General features: G+C 63.8%; 10 protein-coding genes and 1 pseudogene. 3 read left to right on the top strand and 8 right to left on the bottom strand.

The features are described from left to right. Positions 1–16: 16 nt before the first annotated feature. Positions 17–634 carry an arsenate reductase/protein-tyrosine-phosphatase family protein gene (locus GUY37_RS01510; protein ID WP_166821330.1) on the bottom strand — a complete coding sequence of 206 codons (618 nt, stop codon included), beginning with the start codon at positions 632–634 and terminating at the stop codon, positions 17–19. A gap of 457 nt (positions 635–1,091) precedes the next feature. Here GUY37_RS01510 and GUY37_RS01505 point away from each other — a divergent pair, with 457 nt between their 5' ends. Next, positions 1,092–2,159 (top strand): ATP-grasp domain-containing protein, encoded by a 1,068-nt coding sequence (locus GUY37_RS01505; RefSeq protein WP_166821326.1) that lies wholly within the window; start codon positions 1,092–1,094, stop codon positions 2,157–2,159. Here GUY37_RS01505 and GUY37_RS01500 read toward each other — a convergent pair. From GUY37_RS01500 to GUY37_RS19440, 7 genes and pseudogenes are all read right to left on the bottom strand, one after another. Further along, entirely contained in the window at positions 2,148–3,464 is a 1,317-nt protein-coding gene (locus GUY37_RS01500; RefSeq protein WP_166821323.1) for a phenylacetate--CoA ligase family protein, read from the bottom strand. The genes GUY37_RS01505 and GUY37_RS01500 overlap by 12 nt on opposite strands. 92 nt (positions 3,465–3,556) lie before the next feature. Then, on the bottom strand, positions 3,557–4,777 hold the full coding sequence (locus GUY37_RS01495) for a DegT/DnrJ/EryC1/StrS family aminotransferase (protein ID WP_166821320.1): 1,221 nt from the start codon (positions 4,775–4,777) through the stop codon (positions 3,557–3,559). Beyond that, complete coding sequence (locus GUY37_RS01490) at positions 4,774–6,720, bottom strand: nucleoside-diphosphate sugar epimerase/dehydratase (protein ID WP_166821317.1); 1,947 nt, start codon at positions 6,718–6,720, stop codon at positions 4,774–4,776. The genes GUY37_RS01495 and GUY37_RS01490 overlap by 4 nt, the downstream gene beginning before the upstream one ends. Before the next feature lie 213 nt (positions 6,721–6,933). Further along, entirely contained in the window at positions 6,934–9,621 is a 2,688-nt protein-coding gene (locus GUY37_RS01485; RefSeq protein WP_166821314.1) for a LuxR C-terminal-related transcriptional regulator, read from the bottom strand. 283 nt (positions 9,622–9,904) lie between these two features. Further along, on the bottom strand, positions 9,905–12,484 hold the full coding sequence (locus GUY37_RS01480) for a helix-turn-helix transcriptional regulator (protein WP_166821311.1): 2,580 nt from the start codon (positions 12,482–12,484) through the stop codon (positions 9,905–9,907). Further along, a complete protein-coding gene (locus GUY37_RS19445) occupies positions 12,469–12,879 on the bottom strand; it encodes a helix-turn-helix transcriptional regulator (RefSeq protein WP_407645415.1) in 411 nt (136 codons plus the stop codon). The genes GUY37_RS01480 and GUY37_RS19445 overlap by 16 nt, the downstream gene beginning before the upstream one ends. Positions 12,880–14,577: 1,698 nt before the next feature. Further along, positions 14,578–14,946: pseudogene (locus tag GUY37_RS19440) on the bottom strand (AAA family ATPase); the annotation flags it as partial. Positions 14,947–15,317: 371 nt separating this feature from the next. Between GUY37_RS19440 and GUY37_RS01470 the strand changes: the two are divergent. Further along, entirely contained in the window at positions 15,318–16,511 is a 1,194-nt protein-coding gene (locus tag GUY37_RS01470; RefSeq protein ID WP_166821305.1) for an acyl-CoA dehydrogenase family protein, read from the top strand. Between the two features lie 38 nt (positions 16,512–16,549). Further along, positions 16,550–17,695 (top strand): acyl-CoA dehydrogenase family protein, encoded by a 1,146-nt coding sequence (locus GUY37_RS01465; RefSeq protein WP_166821302.1) that lies wholly within the window; start codon positions 16,550–16,552, stop codon positions 17,693–17,695. The last annotated feature ends 185 nt before the right edge of the window (positions 17,696–17,880 follow it).

The raw sequence follows: 17,880 nt of genomic DNA, 5'->3' as shown, positions 1-17,880 counted from the left end.
GGATCGAACTCGCCCATCATTCTCCCTCCCCGAGGTTGAGCGCCCTTTGGAACAGAGCCGCGACCCCTTCGACCGCGGGAGCCAGCTGAAGCGCCGAGCGGGCGTAGGTGTCACGATCGCAGCCGTAAGGATCGATGACATCGTCGACTGTGACCTGTTTCGGGGACCGCCGCCGGCTGCGTCGCCGTGCGGCTGCTCCGACTGCGGCGCGCAGGCGCGCGGCCCGGTCTGCTGATGGCCCGCCGCCTTCGCTTATGATGTCGGCGTCGCGGGTCACCGCGGCGAGGCTGGCGAGTTCACGGATCGTGAAGGTTCTGCGGATGATTCGCGGATTGAGTTCGACCACTTCCCGCCTGTGGTCCCGTGTCATCACGAGGACGAGGTCGGCATCGCCGAGAGTCTGCTCGCTCACCTGCTTCGTGCGACGGGTACGGATTTCCTCGACGCCCATGTAACCGCCGATCTCTCGCACCTCCTCCGGAATCAGCCACCCCGACGCGGCCCGTGTCCCGGCCGAACGCAGACGGATCTCGGATACGTCGGCGAACCTCTTTGCGAGCGCCAGCTCTGCGATGCGCGACCGGCAGATGTTGCCGGTGCAGACAGCGAGCACATGGAACGTCTGAGGTGTCACTGCTCCTCCGTACTCTGCATCGTCACCTTTGCGTCGACAGCAACCGCCGACAGCGGATCCACTTCGAACTTGCCCATGAACGTGTCCTTTCACACTGCGGAACCATTGCGCGCAGGACTGCTGTCGATGATTGCGACCGACGACACCGGCGAGCTCTCAAAGACTCTTCTGCACCGTTCTGACCGGCTCGGAGAGCTCGGCGTTTCGGGGTTCACGCTACCGGCGCGGAAGGAGCCTGGACCGGGTCTCCACATGAGCCTGCGGTGACCCGCAGTGACCCTGCGGTGACCCGCTCGAACGGGTCTGGAGCAGAGCGAATCCTGGTTCGTCGTCTCAGAGGCGGATAAGCTTCTGAGTAACAGGCCGACGACGGTCGTTCAAAGGTGTCAGCCTTCTTCGCGCCGAGGAAACATACGCCCATAGCTCGCACTACGCTGAGTGATTGCAGGAGGACCACATGACGTCGATTCCAGCCACAGTCGTGATCGGTTCAGCCGGTCGACGCCTGTATCTCATCGACTGGTTCCGCAGGGCCTTCAAGACTCTCGGCGTCGAGGGGCGCGTAGTCGTCACCGAGAACGACGAGACGAGTTCGGCCGCGTCTTATGGCGACCTGGCCAGGATCATGCCGAAATACTCGGATCCTGCTTACGAAGCTGCCCTGCTGGACCTCGTTGACGAGCTTCAACCGCAGCTGTTCATCTCCGTCAACGACTATGAGCTCCTTCATCTCCATGTGAATACGGACCTCGCGGACCGAATGCGACAGTTGGGAGTGCTCGTCCCCGGTGTGTCCGCCGAATGGCAACGCGGCTGCGTCGACAAGTTACGGATGGCGCAGATGCTCACCGCGATCGGCGTGCGAACTGCGCCGACAGTCACCGGCGGAGACGGTGCAGGCCTGTCGGCACTTGCAGCGTATACCGATGACGTCGTCGTCAAACACCGGTTCGGCAGCGGTTCGTCGGGTCTCGCAATCGTGTCCGCTGCCCGGGCAGAAGAAGCTGTGGCCGAATCGCTGCTCTCCGCACCTGCGCAATCGGGCGGTGAGCCGACTGCCGACGATGTCGTGGTCCAACCCAAACTCTCCGGCACCGAACACGGTGTCGATATCGTCGGTGCACTTCATGCCCCCGGTGACCTCGCCGCTGTCCTTGCCCGACGCAAGCTGCGGATGCGAGCGGGCGAGACGGACAAAGCGGTTACCGTGGATCCTGCCCCGTTCGTTGCGAATTCGGCTCTCATCGCGAAAGCGGCTGGGCTCACCGGACTCATCGATGTCGACATGTTCCTCGACGGGGAGGGACGCAGCACTGTCATCGACATCAATCCGCGCTTCGGCGGCGGATATCCATTCGTGCATCTCGCGGGAGCCGATGTCCCGCTGTACTATCTGGCCCAGGCCATGGGCAGAGACAACGGGTTCGAGTGGAGTCGTTATGAGCCCGGCGTTGTCTCCGCGAAATACGAAAGCATTCGAGTCGCCGGAAGGGTGCCGGTGACTCCTACCAGTTCAGTTGAGTGATCGGGACCTGAACAGACTCTCTGGATTGGGAATCTCGTTGACGAAGCTCTGACGTTTACCGGACCCGACGACGAGTTGCTGCGAATCATAGGTGAAGTCACAGCGCACGATGTCCCCGACGCAGTCGTCGAGGATACTGCGAAGACGGAGCTCGAGGGCTGCGGATCGGGGCGCGTTGAGCACCCAAGTGAACTTCCCAATATCGTTCTGACGAAGCTGGAACTGTCGGATCTCCTGGAGCTGGTCAGCAAGTTCCATCATTCCCATATGCAGTATCCTCTGAGGCACCTCTGCGGTACCGCCGATGCAGAAATCCCGGTTGCGCCCACTGAGCTCCTGCAATATGCCGGGAATCGTCGCACCGGCGTCGTCGACACCGAACCGCCCGACGTCCCCTGTGTCATATCGGATATAGGGCGATGCGCGATTGAACAGGTCTGTGACCACAATTCGTCCGATTCCACCCGGCGGAGCTGGGCGGTCCGAGTCCAGGTCCAGGATCTCGAAATGGAAGGTCGCAGTGTTGAGCCTATAACGGGTCAGCGCGCCGTCCGAGATTCCGAAGATCCCATTCTCGGTATTGGAGTACCTCATAGCGAGATCAACTCCTGCTTGGGACCGGATGAGTTCGTTCAATGAGCTGGTAGCAGGCTCACCGATTCCAAGCACTGCACCGATGACTCCTTCTGCGAACTCGATGTCGTACCTGCGAAAGCCCTCGAAGAGCGCATCCAGATAGGAGCACAGCGCAACGACGATGGTCCCGCGTCGGCGCCTCAGCCATCGAGCGATCGCCCGAATACTCTGCTCATCGTGCTCTCCGCTGTACATCCGCTTGCCTTGTAGGAAATACACCAGCTTGGATTTGGCCGAAACGTCGAACCATGTCGTGCCATGGAGGGTCGGGGCAAACGGGTCGGCGCCGAGGAATCGAAAAGCAGCCACCATTTCGGCTCTGTGATGAGAGATCCGGTTGGCGTCGAAGTAGGAATCGTAGAGTACACCAGAAGTCCCGGACGAATAACGGCTGGCAAGGTTGTCAGAATTCACCCGCTCATCGAAGAACTGCGAACGGTCCGCCACCATCATCGGTTTTGTGACCACCGGCAGCGACTCGAAACCCTCGCCCTTCAAGTTCTGGTAGAAGGGCACATGAGTGCGAGCATGTTGCGCGATCTGTTCCAATGCGGCAGAGGAAGAACGGGATGTGGGGTTGTTCAGAGTCGAATAGACCTCTTCGACGACTGACGGTGAGACTCCGTTCGGCAGCATCTGAGCCGCGAATCGGCGGGCTGTGGACAACATGAGGTTTCCCTTCTCCTCTTCCGAGTATCTGTGTCAGGTTGCGTTGGCGCGCTGGGGAATTCGAGTATGGGGCCGTCTGCCATGGGACTGGGTCACTGTGCAGCTCCATCGACGGCTGCGCCTCGAAGCTCGAAGTACGCAGTCGCAATGACAATGACATGATCGATGTCGGCATCGGTCATCTTCGATCCGCTCGGCAGGTTGAGGCCGGTGGCGAAGATGCGTTCGGAGACCTCTCCGCCGTATATCGGCGCCTCGGCGAAGACCGGTTGCAAGTGCATCGGCTTCCACAGCGGTCGGGTTTCGATATCGTGTTCAGCCAGCCAGGCTCCCAACTCGGCCGCACTGAATCCGGTCCGACGCTCGTCCACGAGGATCGCAGTGAGCCAGCCATTGTCGCGGTGGTCGTTGTCGTTGCCGAACACAGAAACCCCCTGCACCGAGGCGATTGTGTCGCTGTAGCGTCGACGGATCTCCCGGCGACGATCGACCATCGCGTCGAGCCGGGTCAGCTGCGCCCGTCCGAGAGCGGCGAGCAGATTGCTCAGCCGATAGTTGAACCCGATCTCCCGGTGTTCGTAGTGGGCCACCGGCTCCCGGGCCTGGGTCGACAGGAAACGGGCGTACTCTGCCAGTCGGGAATCGTCGGTGAGCAGTGCTCCACCGCCCGAGGTGGTCATGATCTTGTTGCCGTTGAATGACACGACCGCGGCGTCGCCGAAGCTGCCGCAGGCGACAGCTCCATAGCGGGATCCCAGCGATTCGGCGGCGTCGACGAGGACGGGGACTTCGAATTCGGCCGCGATCGGCAAGATCCGGTCGTAGTCGGCGGGCCGTCCGAGCAGGTCGACCGGGACGATTGCCGCCGGCTTCTTCTTACCTCGGATCGAGTTCTTCAAAGCCCGGTGCAGCTGTGCCGGATCCATGTTTCCGTCCGAGGAGCAGTCGACGAATACAGGTTCGGCTCCGCAATAGGTGATGGCGTTCGCCGTTGCGGCGAAAGTCATCGTCGACGTGATCACCAGGTCTCCCGGCCGCACTCCGAGACCGAGAAGGCCGAGGTGGAGAGCCGCCGTGCCGGATGAGAGCCCAACTGCATAAGAGACTCCGACTTTTGCCGCAAGCTCGGTCTCGAACGCTTCGAGGTCCGGACCGACAGGTGCTATCCAGCCGCTGCGAAACGCGCGCAACAGGAATTCCTCTTCGAGCTCCCCGACGTCGGGGCCCGACAGGAGGATCCGGCTGGCGGCCGGGACAGGCTGAGGCTCCGGTGCGGTCTGCGGCTTCGTCGGTGCCGCGTCCGAGATCGTCATGGCCTGACCTCGTCCGAAATCAATGTGGTCGGCACCGGCAGGTGGACAGCTCCGCCGGCGGGTTCTCGGCGGTCCACTTGATGACCGAGTTCCGGTTGGGGACGGCAGCTGCGGTCACAGAACTCGTCGATGACGCCTCGCTCGGCCATCACGACCGGCAGCTCAGCGGGTGAGAGCTTCGGCGCCTCCACTCTGCTGATCTTGTCGTGGATGCGAATGACCGTGCCTTCGTAGTCGCCGAAGAGCTCCTCATCGAGCTTCTCGCCTTCGCGCAACCCGGTGTAGACGATCTCGGTGTCCTGATTCGACATCGCAACCAGGCTGCGGGCGATGTCGACGATGCGCACCGGTTCGCCCATATCGAGGACCATGACGTAGCCGTCTTCGCCGATCGTCGCCGCCTGCAGCACCAGCTGACAGGCCTCCGGGATCGTCATGAAGAAGCGTCGGACCTCCGGATCGGTGACCGTGATCGGACCGCCCTGTCTGATCTGCTCCTGGAACGACAGGAGCACCGATCCGCGCGAACCGAGGACGTTGCCGAAGCGGACCGAGAGATAGGTGCCTGGAGACTTCGCAGCGAATCCGCTGACCAGTCGTTCGGCGATCCTCTTGCTCCGGCCCAGTTCACTCGTCGGTGCGGCGGCCTTGTCCGTCGAGATGTTGACGAAGGTTTCGACTCCGACAGCGTGCGCGGCTTCGAGGACGTTGAGAGTGCCATGGACGTTCGTCTTCCAGGCCTCCTCAGGGAACCGCTGCAGCATGGGCAGATGTTTGAGTGCCGCCGCGTGAAAGACGATCTGCGGTTTCGCTTCAGCGAAGATCTGGTCAAGGGCGCTCCGGTCGCGGATATCAGCGAGCACGGTGTTCGGCGACATCAGCAGCGCCGAGCCGTAGAGCGTGAGTTCGACTCCGTGCAGCGCGGTCTCATCCCGATCGAGCATGACGAGGCTCTCGGGGTGGAGAGCGAAGAGCTGCCGGCAGAGTTCACTGCCGATCGATCCCCCTGCCCCGGTCACGAGCACCCGTTTGCCGGCCACCTTCTCGGCGATCTCTGCCAGATCGGTGTGCACCGGGGCACGGCCGATGAGGTCCTCGACCTTGATATCGCGGATATCGCCGATCTCGACCCTTCGATTGACCATCTCTGCCAGCGGTGGGATCGTCCTGAGCCATTTCCCTGTCGGCTGCAGACGATCACGGCAGGTCTGCAGGAATTCCGCTTCCGAATCGGCGATCGCGACGATGACGCCGGAGACATTGAGCCAGCCGGCCACCTCGGCGATGTCCTCACTCGTCCCGCGGACACGGACCCCGTGGATACTCAGATGACGTTTGTGGGGGTCATCGTCGATGAGCCCGACGGGAAGATATGCGCCATCCGAATCAGAGAGCATCTGCCGAATGAGGGACTCGGCTGCGGTACCGGCGCCGACGACGAGCACTCGCTCACCCTGCAGAGGGCGCGTTGCGATCTGGTGGGACCAACGGATGAGGTAACGGCTGCCGGTCATGAAGATGACTGCGGAGAACACGGTGAGCAGAACGAACGGGGAATCCCCCAGGGTGACAGCCATCAGTCCGCAAGCGATGATCAGGGCGATGATGGCGATGCCGCCGTATTCGGCGAAGCTGCCGTAATGGTAGCGGCTGCGGTAGAGACCGATGAGCAGGCCGAGGAGCAGCTGCAAGACCGGCGCGGCCGTGAGCGCGGAACCGAGTTCGACTCCGCTGACGACGCCTGTGCCCATGACGGCCGATGCGAGCAGTCCGGCAATGGCCCAAGCCGCGATGTCGAAGACCAGCTGGAATCTGGTCTTGCGCCTCCAGATCCGCGTCACCAGTCGCGCCGGCCACGACGCACCGGAGGTCACCGGGGCCGGTGGTGCCGCGCCCACAGTTCCCGTGCGGGTGAGTGGATTCGGATGTTCTGACACAGTCATCGTGATCTCCCATGCTCGACTGATCCGGCCCAGTCGTTGTGGTAGCCGGGCATCGTCGGTGAGAGCCGGCGATGCAGCGATTCCAACTGCGGAATGCGTCGACTTCACGCTATGGGGGTTCGGTGGCTGCTCCCCCGCTTGCGGAGGAGGGACTGCGGTCAACCGCGACGGCCGTGCGGTATGCCGCTCAGAGGGTTCCTCCTCCGCCGGTGCTCAGACGGCGGCGAGACTCGGGTTGCCCGCCAAGCGGGACACGAGTTCGGTTCGCGAACCGACGTCGAGCTTGCGGTAGACAGCGGTGAGTCGGAGTTCGACGGTGCGCAGCGAGACGAAGATCCGTTCGGAGATCTCCCGGTTCTTCAATCCCGCACGGACCAGCTCGACGACCTTGAGCTCCTCATCGCTGAGTTCGCCGAGGCGCGGCAGCTCAGGCCTTGCCGGTGCCTGAGGCTCTTCGACGATCTGCCCGGTGCGGAGGTGTTCGGCCAGTCGACCGGCCCCGATTTCGCGAAGCAGTGCCGCAGCCGCGAGCCTCTGTTCGCGCGCCCTCAGCTTCGAGCCGTTGTCGGTGAGCCTCGATGCGAAAGCAGCATGGGTGACTGCCTTCTCGAAGACGAATTCGGAGGAGCTGGCCTGTCGCAGTGCTCGCCCGAAGAGATCGGTGGCGGTATCCCCGGCGGCCAGGAGTGCTTCACTCCGGCCGACGACCAGTTCGGTCCACTGAGAAGGGCATGTCTTCGCGCGGCCGCGCAGCTTCTGCAGCAGAAGAGTCGCATGTTCCCTTCTGCCGACACTCACCAGCGCCTCGATGAGATCGCCTTCGAAACGACGCACGTTCGCATTGGTCACAGCCGCGGAGAGCTGTTCGCAGCGCCGAAGGTGTCCGAGGGCTTCGGCCGGACAGTCGGTGCGCAGCAGGTATCTGCCCTGAAGCGCATTGAGTTCGGCCAGCAGGCGGTGGTTGTTCGTCGCCGAAGCCAGCGCTGCGGTCTGTTCTTCGACCGGCCCCGCTTCTCCGACGCGTCCGGTCAGCAGCAGCTTCCAGGCGTGCAGCAGCAGAGTCCGGTCCCGACGGACGACAGCGAGTCCTCTGCTCTTGTCGGCGGCCGATTCTCCGATGATCCTGTCGATGATGTCGACGGCTTGGCTGACACGGCCGAGGCGCACTTCCAGATCTGCGCGGACGCAGTCAACCTGTCGCTTCCAGACTCGGTTCACAGCGCTCGTCTCACCGATGTGGTCGAGCACAGCTGCGGCGGCTTCGTAGTGTTCGGTGAGCATCAGCCCGGTGGCAACGGCGAGTCCGAAGCTCGGTCTGATCGAATCCTGGTGTTCCTGCAGGCTCGCGAATCCGGCGAGTGCCGATCCGTCTTGTCCGCTGTTGCTGTCGAGCAGGATGCGAACCGCCTGCGCAAGCTGCTGCTCTCCTGCGCGAAAGTGCTCGCTGGTGGTTTCGGCGAGCGCCAGGAGCTCCTGCGCTCGGGAGAATTCTCCTCGTTCACAGTGGCAGAGCGCCAGAGTCAGCTGCAGGCGCGCCACTTCGGCGGGCGCCTGCTCCGATTCGTCCCTGCTCCACGACGTGAACAGTGAGGAAGGCAGTGTCTGCGTCTCAAGGAAGACGTTGCGGACTTCGAGAGCCCGAGCGCGGACGACAACCGCTGCCCGGTTCGATCGGGAGGCGATCCGCACATAGCGACGGGAGAAGGCGAACTGCCCGTGATCGGACAATGTCTCGGCGATCTCGACCAGCTGACCTCGCAGCTCTTCGAGATCGCTGCAGACCCGGATGGCTCGTTCGGCGAATTCGACGCCGCCGGCGGTGAGTTCGCGTCGGACCAGTCCGAGAGCGTGCGCCGCCAGATGCTGCGCGGTCTCCTCCCCCGGGTCGACGAACGAGACATGCCACGCCTCGACCTGCGGCCAGGTGTCGGCACAGTCCTCGACCAGTGCGAGATGGGTTCTGCGGCGCTCGCTCGCCCCCATCGACTGCTGCACCATGGCGCGGACGAATCCGTGCGGTATCCGCAGAAAAGCTCCCCGGCGTTCGATCGTCCCGCGCGACTCCAACTCGTCGACAGCTTCCCAGAACCCGGACATCCTCCTGGCCAGGGGCCGCAGAGGAGTCAGCGGGGACAGGGACAGGCACCTGAGCAGCGCATCGGCATCGGGCGTCAGCCCCTCGACATAGTCGGCGATCATCGGACGGCTGACCGGTCCCACTCGCACCGGGATCGTCAATGCGATCTCACCGCGCATCTCACTCGGCGCCATCTCCTCGAGGATGTGGCTGACCGCCAAGGGCCGGCCCGACGCGGCGTGGGCGGCGATCTGGGCCGCCTCCTCGGCGATCCTCGTGTGTCCGAAGCGGGCGAGCGCGAGGTCGCGGGCAAGCTCGATGAGTTCGGCAATGGTCAGCTCCGCAAGTTCGATCTCCGGCACCGAGGCGAACGGACCGTCATCGTCGATCGACCGTGAGGTGATGACGATATGCAGGCGTCCGGCCTTCAGACGGCGGAGGACCTGCCCGAGCATCCGCTGCGAGTCCATGTCCATCTCGTCGGCATTGGGTACGAGGATGAGCGTGTCCTCCTCTCCCGGGATCGATCGGAGGGCCGTCATGATGCTCGGCACGATCTCATCGGCGGCGAGCTCCGCCGGATCCGAGGGTCCGTCGGCGGATGCGCTGACGGCGGCGAGCAGACCGCCGATCCCGGAGAAGGGGGTGTCCTCGTCGAACGGGCTCGATGCCACCCTGATGACTGTCCCCTCCCACTCCGATTCGAGTGCGCGCAGGATCGACCGCCTGCCGGTCCCGAAGCCGCCGGTGAGAGCTGCGGAGCGGTGCCGGGAGAGGAGGGAGCGGAGGTCGCCGACTTCTTTGCGACGAATCACCTGACGCATGATCCACCTCCGGTCAGGGAGTCCGGGGAGATCATTCGGAGAATGATTCCCGGTCCGGGGACGGACGCTGTCGTTCGTGCAGCGCGGGGAACGGTTCGCAGAGGAGGCTGAAGGTTGATGTCCATACACCGATGGTGCTCGCCGGGAGCTCTCCGCAACCAGGTGGCCGACACGGGAGTCCCCAACGGGTAACTACTCAGTCACCACCGGGTCACCACTGGACCATCGCATCGAGTACTCACTCGTGGCCGAAATCCCGCAGTTGCGGATACTCGCTTCCGGCTCAGGCCCGCATTCGACCTTCGGAATTCCGCATCGCCTCGGCGACCTGTTCTCTGCGCTCGACACCGAGTTTGCGGAACAGTCGATAGGTGTGACCCTCGACCGTGCGTACCCGCACCCCCAGTTCCGACGCGATCTCCGCATTCGATCGGCCTGCGACGATGAGTGCGCTGATCTGCTTCTCTCGTGCAGTCAGCTCCGCGAGCCGACCGCCCGAGCCGCGATTCTGAACTCCGTGAGCGCCGAATCGCGCAGCCAGTGCCATGCACTTGCCGGCCAGGTCGGGCATCGACGGTCCGTATTCTTCCGCGAGAGCCGTCAGCGCTGCCCGATCAGCGTTCCGCAGAGCTGCGCCGAGGCGGCCGACGATATCGAACTCCCGCCCGGTTCCGTGCGTGGCCGCTTCGCACATCGCCTCCGGCGCGATCTCGTCGAAGTGCAGGAAGAGGTGCAGCCGGATGAGCACGACGATCGCTGCGGCCCCATCGGCTTCGGCTTCTCTCAGCCTCCGTCGCAGCTCGTGCTCGTACCGGGGCTCTCCTGTTCGGATCGCTCGTGCGGTGGTTCGCAGCACGAGTGCCCGGCGGTATTCGTGGTAGGGAGCCGTGACGGGCAGCTCGTCGAAGCGGGCGTGCAGGTCATCGGCCTCAGCCGGGGTTCCGACACGTGAAACCGCATATTCGGCCTCGGCCAAGGCGATGGCGAGCTGAGTGCCCTGGTTCCAATAGGTGAGCGATTCGATCGCCGCACGGAGTGCCTTCATCGCCCCCGGGAGGTTGCCCTCAAGCAGGTGGGTCTGCGCCCACAGCAGATCGACCGGACCCGAACGGGCTGACAGATATGCGATGTCATGCGTCGGCAATGTTGTCATCAGCTCTTTCGCTTCGGCGATACGTCCCAACTGCAGCAGCGTGCGCCCCCGCAGCATGATCAGGTGAAGCACCCCTGTGCTTTCGAAGTGGAATTCGGTCTGAGCGGATTCGAGGAGGGCGAGCGCTTCCAAGGTGAGGCCCGAGTCGAGCATGTCCGTTGCATGCAGCATGGTATCGAGGAGGTGGAAGTTGCCCGGCGCCGCAGTCTCGTGGGAGAGCCCTGCGAAGACATCGACGGTGAGCGGTCGGCCTTCAGCCACGACTGCAGCGACTCGGTCGAGCAGCCTGAGCCCGAATTCTGCATCCACTCCCGCTCCGGGATGCCCGTCACCATCGAGTTGAAGCCGTTCCAGAGCGGTGCGGAAATCCGCAAGCCGCAGAGCGGGAGACATCGTGCTGAAGGCACGGTTCATCCAGACCACGAGGGAGTCGACGACGAGCTGAGCACAGCAGGCGGTGCGAACACCGTGGGCCACGAGGTCGAGGCCGAGCGGAATCTTATTGCATCCGCAATAGAGCAGCGCGACCGCGAACAGGTCGTGCGGACCCATCCGCTCCGTCGGGATCTCCGCGATCAGCCGCATGGCCCGATGCCAATCCCCGAGGCGGGCAGCGATCAGTGCCGCTTCGATGGTCCGTGACTCGCTGATCTCTGCCCCGCAGATCAGTCCCCATTCGGCCCTGACCATCTGTGCCCACTCCGAAGGCGCATCTCCACACGCATCGATGAAATCGAACCGCTCTCGGCTCCGACCGGTCGGCGTTGTGTACCTGATCGTGTCCGAGGTGTGGTTCTCCACCGCCTCGTAGATATGAGGCCTCCTCGGATCGGTCTTCAGCTCTCCGGCGGCCACGAGCTCGTCTGCGGCTTCCCCGAGTCCAGCCTCGAGCAGTGTCGCAAGCTCCACCTCTCCTGCGAGGACGACCAGTTCGAGGGCTTCGGCCTCTTTCGGCGAATGGTCGGCGAGACCGATCCGTGCATAGTCGCGGGCACGCGCATCGTAGTCGATGTCGAGACCGTCGAGAATCCACACTCCTCGACGCATGAGGAAACGCGAACGCCTTCCGGTGTACTCGAGCAGTTCGATCAGCCTTCCGGGGTTGCGCTTCGAATGGAAGTCGACGATGTCGACCACGGCTTGGGACACGATATGGCCGAGGCGGTGTTCGATCATCGACCGATAGGCTTCGCGCGGCAGAGGGCCGAGGACGAGATGCTGGAGCACATGGTCCTCGACCAGGGCCGAGAACGGAATCAGCCCATCGTCGGTGTTGGTGCGCGACATCGCGACGAGCCGGATCGATCCGACGCTGGCCAGGTCCGTCAGGATCTCCTGCGAACGGGAATCGAGCAGATGGGCATCATCGACGAACACCGCCCGCGGGGCTCGGGTCGAGGTGAGTCGGGACACGATACGCCCAAGGAGCGTGGACGGGTCTCCGTCGAGATCCACGAGCAGACCGAAGACACCGAATTCGACGTTCTGATGGACCCGGTCTCCGCGGATCCAGATCGCGTCGCCCGTGTCGTCGAAGACCGTTCGCGCCAGGAAGGTCTTGCCGACGCCGATCTCGCCTTCGATGAGGATGCCCGAGCATTCCGAGCAGCGCAGAGACTCATGGATCAGGTCGAGTTCGGCCGTGCGACCGAAGATCTTCGTCCCGGTCTGGGTGCTCGCGGCCGATGCAATGCTCACTTCCTCAGCCATTCCGCCACCACCTCTCGCAGCTCGTGCCGATTGACCACATGCGTCCGGCGGTAGAGACGACCGAGGTGCCATTCGACGGTTCTGGCCGACAGATGCAGCTCCTCTCCGATCTCTGCGCTCGTCCGGCCTTCGACGACGCCGGTGATGATCGAGTGCTCGAGTTCGCTCAGGCTCTCTGCGAATCGCTTCCCGTCGGCGTCGAAGTCGAGCACACGTCGGCTCCTCCCCAGGAGTGCCCGGGCTTCTTTGGCGGCTGCGGCATCGCCTGCGGCAACAGCGCGCTTCCGGGCCTCGCCGGACAGCTGGGCACAGAGCACGACGGCGCCGAACAGAAGTGCCTCACGCGCCGCACCGATGAGGGCCTGCAGATCGTCTGTGCTGAAGGCATGAGCCATGGCACGCAGCAGGCGACCGAGTGCGCCATCGATTCTGCCTGCCGACGCGGACAAGCGGCAGATGGCCTGTTCATGCCCGAGTCGACCGGCTTCGAGCCACGCGAGGCAGGCAAGAGTGTGCGCGCCGTGTTCTTCGGCCCACGTTCCGAGATCATTCAGCTGAGGAGCCGCGGGCACCGGCGAAGCCTGCGCCAGTGCTTGAAGATCGAAGAGTCTGGCTTCGAATGAAGCCCACCACGAATGCCGGCTGGCTTCGGCCTCCTCGTCGACAGCGATTGAGATGACGTCGGTCCGCTGGTGTGTCAGCACGGCAGAGAGACTCTGCGCCGATCTCGCCATTCCCGCTATATCGACGATGTCGGATGGGTCGGCGACGAGATTGAGTGCGCTGAGGGTGCGGTGGGCATTCGCCACATTTCCGGTGCGCAGGTCGATGAGCGCGTTCGTCAATCTGGTCAGGCGCCGGCTGGAGGTCAGTTCGTCCATGGCGGTTCGCGCATCGGCCCAGTCTCCGGCCACGAAGTTCGCCACGAAGAACTGTGGAACGGCGTCTTCCCGTTCGAAAGATTCGGGCCCTGGAAGTTCGAACATCAGCCGGGCTTGGGCAATATAGCTCAATCCCAGTTCGATCCGGCCGGCCAACACTTCGGCAACGCCGAGGAACGCACATGCCCGCAGGCGGTGGCGCACCAGACTGGCATGGTTGAGATAGACGCTTTCGGCCAGAGAGCAGGCAGCGGCGATCCGACCTCCTTTGAGTTCGAATCGGGCCCGAGTGGCGTCGAGCCGGCCGAGATCAGCAGGCGAGGCCAGCCGGTCACGGACCCATGCCAACTGCAGTCGTTCAGGGGCGCGCGGGTCCGTCAGCCGCAACTCCATCGAGGCGAGCCGAGACAGGTACTCCTCTGCCCCAGACTCTGGGTTCAGGCAGGCCTCGGAGACGAGCGGGCCGATGATCTCCCTGGCTTGTCGGAGTCGGCCGGCGCCCCATTCGCAACGGGAGAGTTCGAGGTCGAGCTCGGGCCCCCGGTAGCCGCTGGTGCGGATGATCTCCGCGGCTCCGAGGTACCTGCCGCGTGAGTTTCCCCAGGTGGCGGCGTCCAACACCTGCTTGGGAGTCGGCACCCGCCCCAAGGAGATCGACCATGCTGCATAACCGAAGAGCGCCCTTCCGTGGAGAGCCGAATGGTCGACTGCGGTATCGAACCGGGTGAGCAGTTCGAGGCTGCGAGAGGGCGGGACCGCAGCGCGGACGTTCTCGGCCGTGACTGGTTCATGCATGCTCACCTCCCCGCCTCTCCCCTTCGAAATCGCCAGGAGCCCATCCTCGGCCAGAGAATCGATGATCCGGGGACTGGTCAGTCCGACGAGCACCTCATAGGGCACTGCTTCGATGAGCGAGACGGTTTCGATGACCTCTCGGCTGGGCTGATCGGCACGGGCGATCGCGGTCTCGACTCCACTGGTCCGGCTGCGCCCGAAGAGCAGTCTCTCGAGCAGCCGCGGATTGCCATGGGCAAGAGCGCTCAGTTCCGAGACCGATCTCGTCTCTGCCTCCATGAGTCCGACGCTGTTGATCATCGCAATCGCATCTGCCTCGTCGATTCCGTCCAGATCGACCCTGACGACGCTTCCGGTCAGCCACAGCCCGGCGATGAGATCGACCGGGGGCCGCGCGGATTCGGCGGCGATGACGACCTTGATCCGACGCGCGTCCGTCAGCTGCGCCAGCACGGCCAGAGAATGATCGTCGACGAGGTCAGCATTGTCGACGACGACGAGAGGGCGTCCTCCCGTTGATCTGCGCTCGAAGAGATCGCCGATCACCGACAGCGCTCGACCGGGCGGAAGGTCGGTGCCGAGGCCTTCGCGAGAGAGGAGTATTTCGAAGATTCCGAGATTTCGGACTCGAGCGCTGCCCGATCCGCGCAGGCGGGTGACCGACAGATCGACGTCGAGGCGTGAGAGTGCGGCGTTGACCAACGCGGTCTTCCCGACGCCCGCCGCGCCGATGATGAGCGCTCCCAGATGCTTCTCACCGGCGATCGCATCGACGACCGTCGACATCTCGGACCCATATCCGAAGAGTCGGCGCGACGGTGCGACCGGGGGGATGCGTGTAGTCCGACCTGACACGTCACTCAGCTTTCCGTACCCCTGGGGATGTTCTGCGGCGGGGAATGCGGAGCCCATCGGCACGGGGTTCACTCCGGATGCGCTCTCATTTCGGATTCAACAATGAAATTCCTGAGTTAGTCTTAACACTCGCGATAGGTGTAGTAATACATTTTTGAAACAAAGTTAGCCGATTGTGACATGAACATCCGATCGCACGGCAGGGCCGCCTCGGCGAGGATCTCGGCCTCACCCACTTGTGAGCCCGAACACCGGACCGTACCATTGGAATCAAGTTACTGAACGATCTATAAGGAGTTCGCATGGACACCCTACTGAGTGCTGAAGAGCGCGATTTCGCGCAGCAGATGCGTCAGTTCTACCGCACGGAGATCCCCGAGGAGCTCCGCTTCAAGGTCGCCACCGGCCAGGAGCTGAGCAAGGACGACATGGTCACCTCGCAGCAGATCCTCAACCAGCACGGCTACGCAGTTCCGAACTGGCCGGTCGAATGGGGCGGCCAGGACTGGACTCCGGTGCAGCGCCACATCTGGCTCGAAGAGATGCAGCTGGCCTGCGTCCCCCAGCCGCTGCCGTTCAACGTCTCCATGGTCGGACCCGTCATCGCGACCTTCGGTTCGCAGGAGATCAAGGAACGCTTCCTGCCCGCCACCGCGAACATCGACATCTGGTGGTCGCAGGGATTCTCCGAACCCAACGCCGGCTCCGACCTCGCTTCGCTCAAAACCACGGCAGTGCGCCAGGGCGACAAGTACATCGTCAACGGGCAGAAGACCTGGACGACTCTGGGCCAGTACGGCGATTGGATCTTCAACCTCGTCCGCACCGATCCGGATGTGAAGAAGCAGGCCGGCATCTCCTTCCTGCTCATCGACATGAAGACCCCCGGCGTCACCGTCCGTCCGATCCAGCTCATCGACGGCGGCCACGAGGTCAACGAGGTCTTCTTCGACAACGTCGAGGTGCCCGTCGAAAACCTCGTCGGCGAAGAGAACAAGGGCTGGACCTACGCGAAGTTCCTCCTCGGCAACGAGCGCACCGGAATCGCCCGCATCGGCGGGTCGAAGGTCAACCTCGCCCGTGCCAAGGCCTATGCCGCGGTGACGAAGACCGCGCGCGGCACTCTGCTCGATGACCCCCTGTTCTCCGCTCGTCTGACGAAGATCGAAGCCGAACTCACCGCGCTCGAGATGACCCAGCTGCGGATCCTCTCGACCCAGGCCGCCGGGTCCGACAAGCCGGATCCGCGCTCCTCGGTGCTCAAGCTCAAGGGCTCCCAGCTGCAGGAAGACATCTCCGAACTCCTCGTCGATGTGCTCGGTCCGCAGGGTCTCGACTTCGTCTCCGACCGCGTGCAGGGCCAAGATCTGTCCGACCTGCCCCACGGCGCCGTGGATGCCCTGCCCGCTTACTTCAACACCCGCAAGGTCACCATCTACGGCGGTTCGTCCGAGGTGCAGCGCGGAATCATCTCGAAGGCACTGCTCGGTCTCTGAGATACCGACGCTCACACGATCTCTGAAGAAGGACAACAATGGATCTTGAACTCAACGACATTCAGCAAGAACTCGCCAGCACCCTGAATAAGTACCTGCGCACCGAGTACGACACCGCCCAGCGCGAAGAGATCCTTCGCAGCGAAGAGGGCATCTCCCGTGAGAAGTGGCAGGCCTTCGCCGAGATGGGCCTGCTCGGTCTCGCGATCCCCGAGTCCTACGGCGGCGCGGATATGACCTTCAACGAGGTGGCCGTGGTCGCCGAGGCGTTCGGTCGTTCACTCGTGCTCGAACCGTTCCTGGCTACCGCAGTTCTCGGCGCCAACGCCGTCCTGCTCGGCGGCAGCGAAGAGCAGAAGCAGGCCATCCTGCCCGGTGTCGCAGAAGGCCGGACGTTCCTCGCCCTCGCCGCGCTCGAGCCAGGACTGCGATACGCCGTCGACGCTCCGCAGACTCATGCTTCGGGATCCGACGGCGGCTTCACCCTCACCGGTGAGAAGAACAACGTGCTCGGCGGAGACGTCGCCGACCACTTCATCGTCACCGCCACGCAGAACGGCGAACTGGGCCTCTACCTCGTCGCCGCCGATGCCCAGGGTCTGTCCCGCGTCGCTCAGCGTCAGGCCGATGGTCTGGGCAGCGCGAACCTCAAGCTCGACGGAGTCGCCGCTCAGCGCCTCGACGCCGCCGACGCCAACGCCGTCCTCTCCGAGGTCCTCGACCTGGGCAATGCCGCGATCATGGCTGAGGCCGTCGGTTCGCTCGAAGCCTCGCTGACGATGACCGCCGAGTACCTGAAGACCCGTGAACAGTTCGGTGCACCGATCGGGGCGAACCAGGCCCTGCAGCACCGCGCCGCAGACCTCTACGCCGAACTCGAGTACGCGCGCAGCATGGCTCTGTACTCGCGCCTGGCCGTGACCTCCGAGGTCCCTGGCGCCGAGAAAGACCGCCACCGCGACGTCATCGCCGCGAAGATCATCGTCGACCGGGCTGCTCGCAACATCAGCCAGGAGTCGATCCAGATGCACGGCGGCATCGGCATGACCATGGAGTATCCCATCGGTCACTACGCCAAGCGCCTGACGGTCATGACCCGCACCTTCGACGACGCGGATTCGCTGACCGCGGAGCTCGCCGAACTCGGCGGACTCATCGAACCCCACGCCGCCGACCTCAGCTGAGGCAGCCGGCAGCATAGAAGCGCCGAGGCGGCACGACGTCAGTCGCGCCGCCTCGGCGCTTCTTCATTGACGGGGAAGCTTCGCAGCGTCCGTGTCTCCTACGGGTCGATCCACCGCGAAATGTCGTCCGAACTCGAGGCGGATCAGCCCGCAGGAGACATGACGTCCCGGCCGGTTTCCCACAG

This window comes from Brevibacterium limosum, from assembly GCF_011617705.1.
Taxonomy (GTDB): Bacteria; Actinomycetota; Actinomycetes; order Actinomycetales; family Brevibacteriaceae; genus Brevibacterium; species Brevibacterium limosum.
The sequence above is the reverse complement of the archived record's forward strand: the minus strand, read 5'-3'. Positions and strand labels throughout refer to the sequence as shown.

Coding starts and splice junctions, on each gene's coding strand:
- GUY37_RS01505 (WP_166821326.1), top strand. CDS start 1,092: ATGACGTCGATTCCAGCCACAGTCGTGATCGGTTCAGCCGGTCGACGC.
- GUY37_RS01500 (WP_166821323.1), bottom strand. CDS start 3,464: ATGTTGTCCACAGCCCGCCGATTCGCGGCTCAGATGCTGCCGAACGGA.
- GUY37_RS01495 (WP_166821320.1), bottom strand. CDS start 4,777: ATGACGATCTCGGACGCGGCACCGACGAAGCCGCAGACCGCACCGGAG.
- GUY37_RS01490 (WP_166821317.1), bottom strand. CDS start 6,720: ATGACTGTGTCAGAACATCCGAATCCACTCACCCGCACGGGAACTGTG.
- GUY37_RS01485 (WP_166821314.1), bottom strand. CDS start 9,621: ATGCGTCAGGTGATTCGTCGCAAAGAAGTCGGCGACCTCCGCTCCCTC.
- GUY37_RS01480 (WP_166821311.1), bottom strand. CDS start 12,484: ATGGCTGAGGAAGTGAGCATTGCATCGGCCGCGAGCACCCAGACCGGG.
- GUY37_RS19445 (WP_407645415.1), bottom strand. CDS start 12,879: ATGGCTCATGCCTTCAGCACAGACGATCTGCAGGCCCTCATCGGTGCG.
- GUY37_RS01470 (WP_166821305.1), top strand. CDS start 15,318: ATGGACACCCTACTGAGTGCTGAAGAGCGCGATTTCGCGCAGCAGATG.
- GUY37_RS01465 (WP_166821302.1), top strand. CDS start 16,550: ATGGATCTTGAACTCAACGACATTCAGCAAGAACTCGCCAGCACCCTG.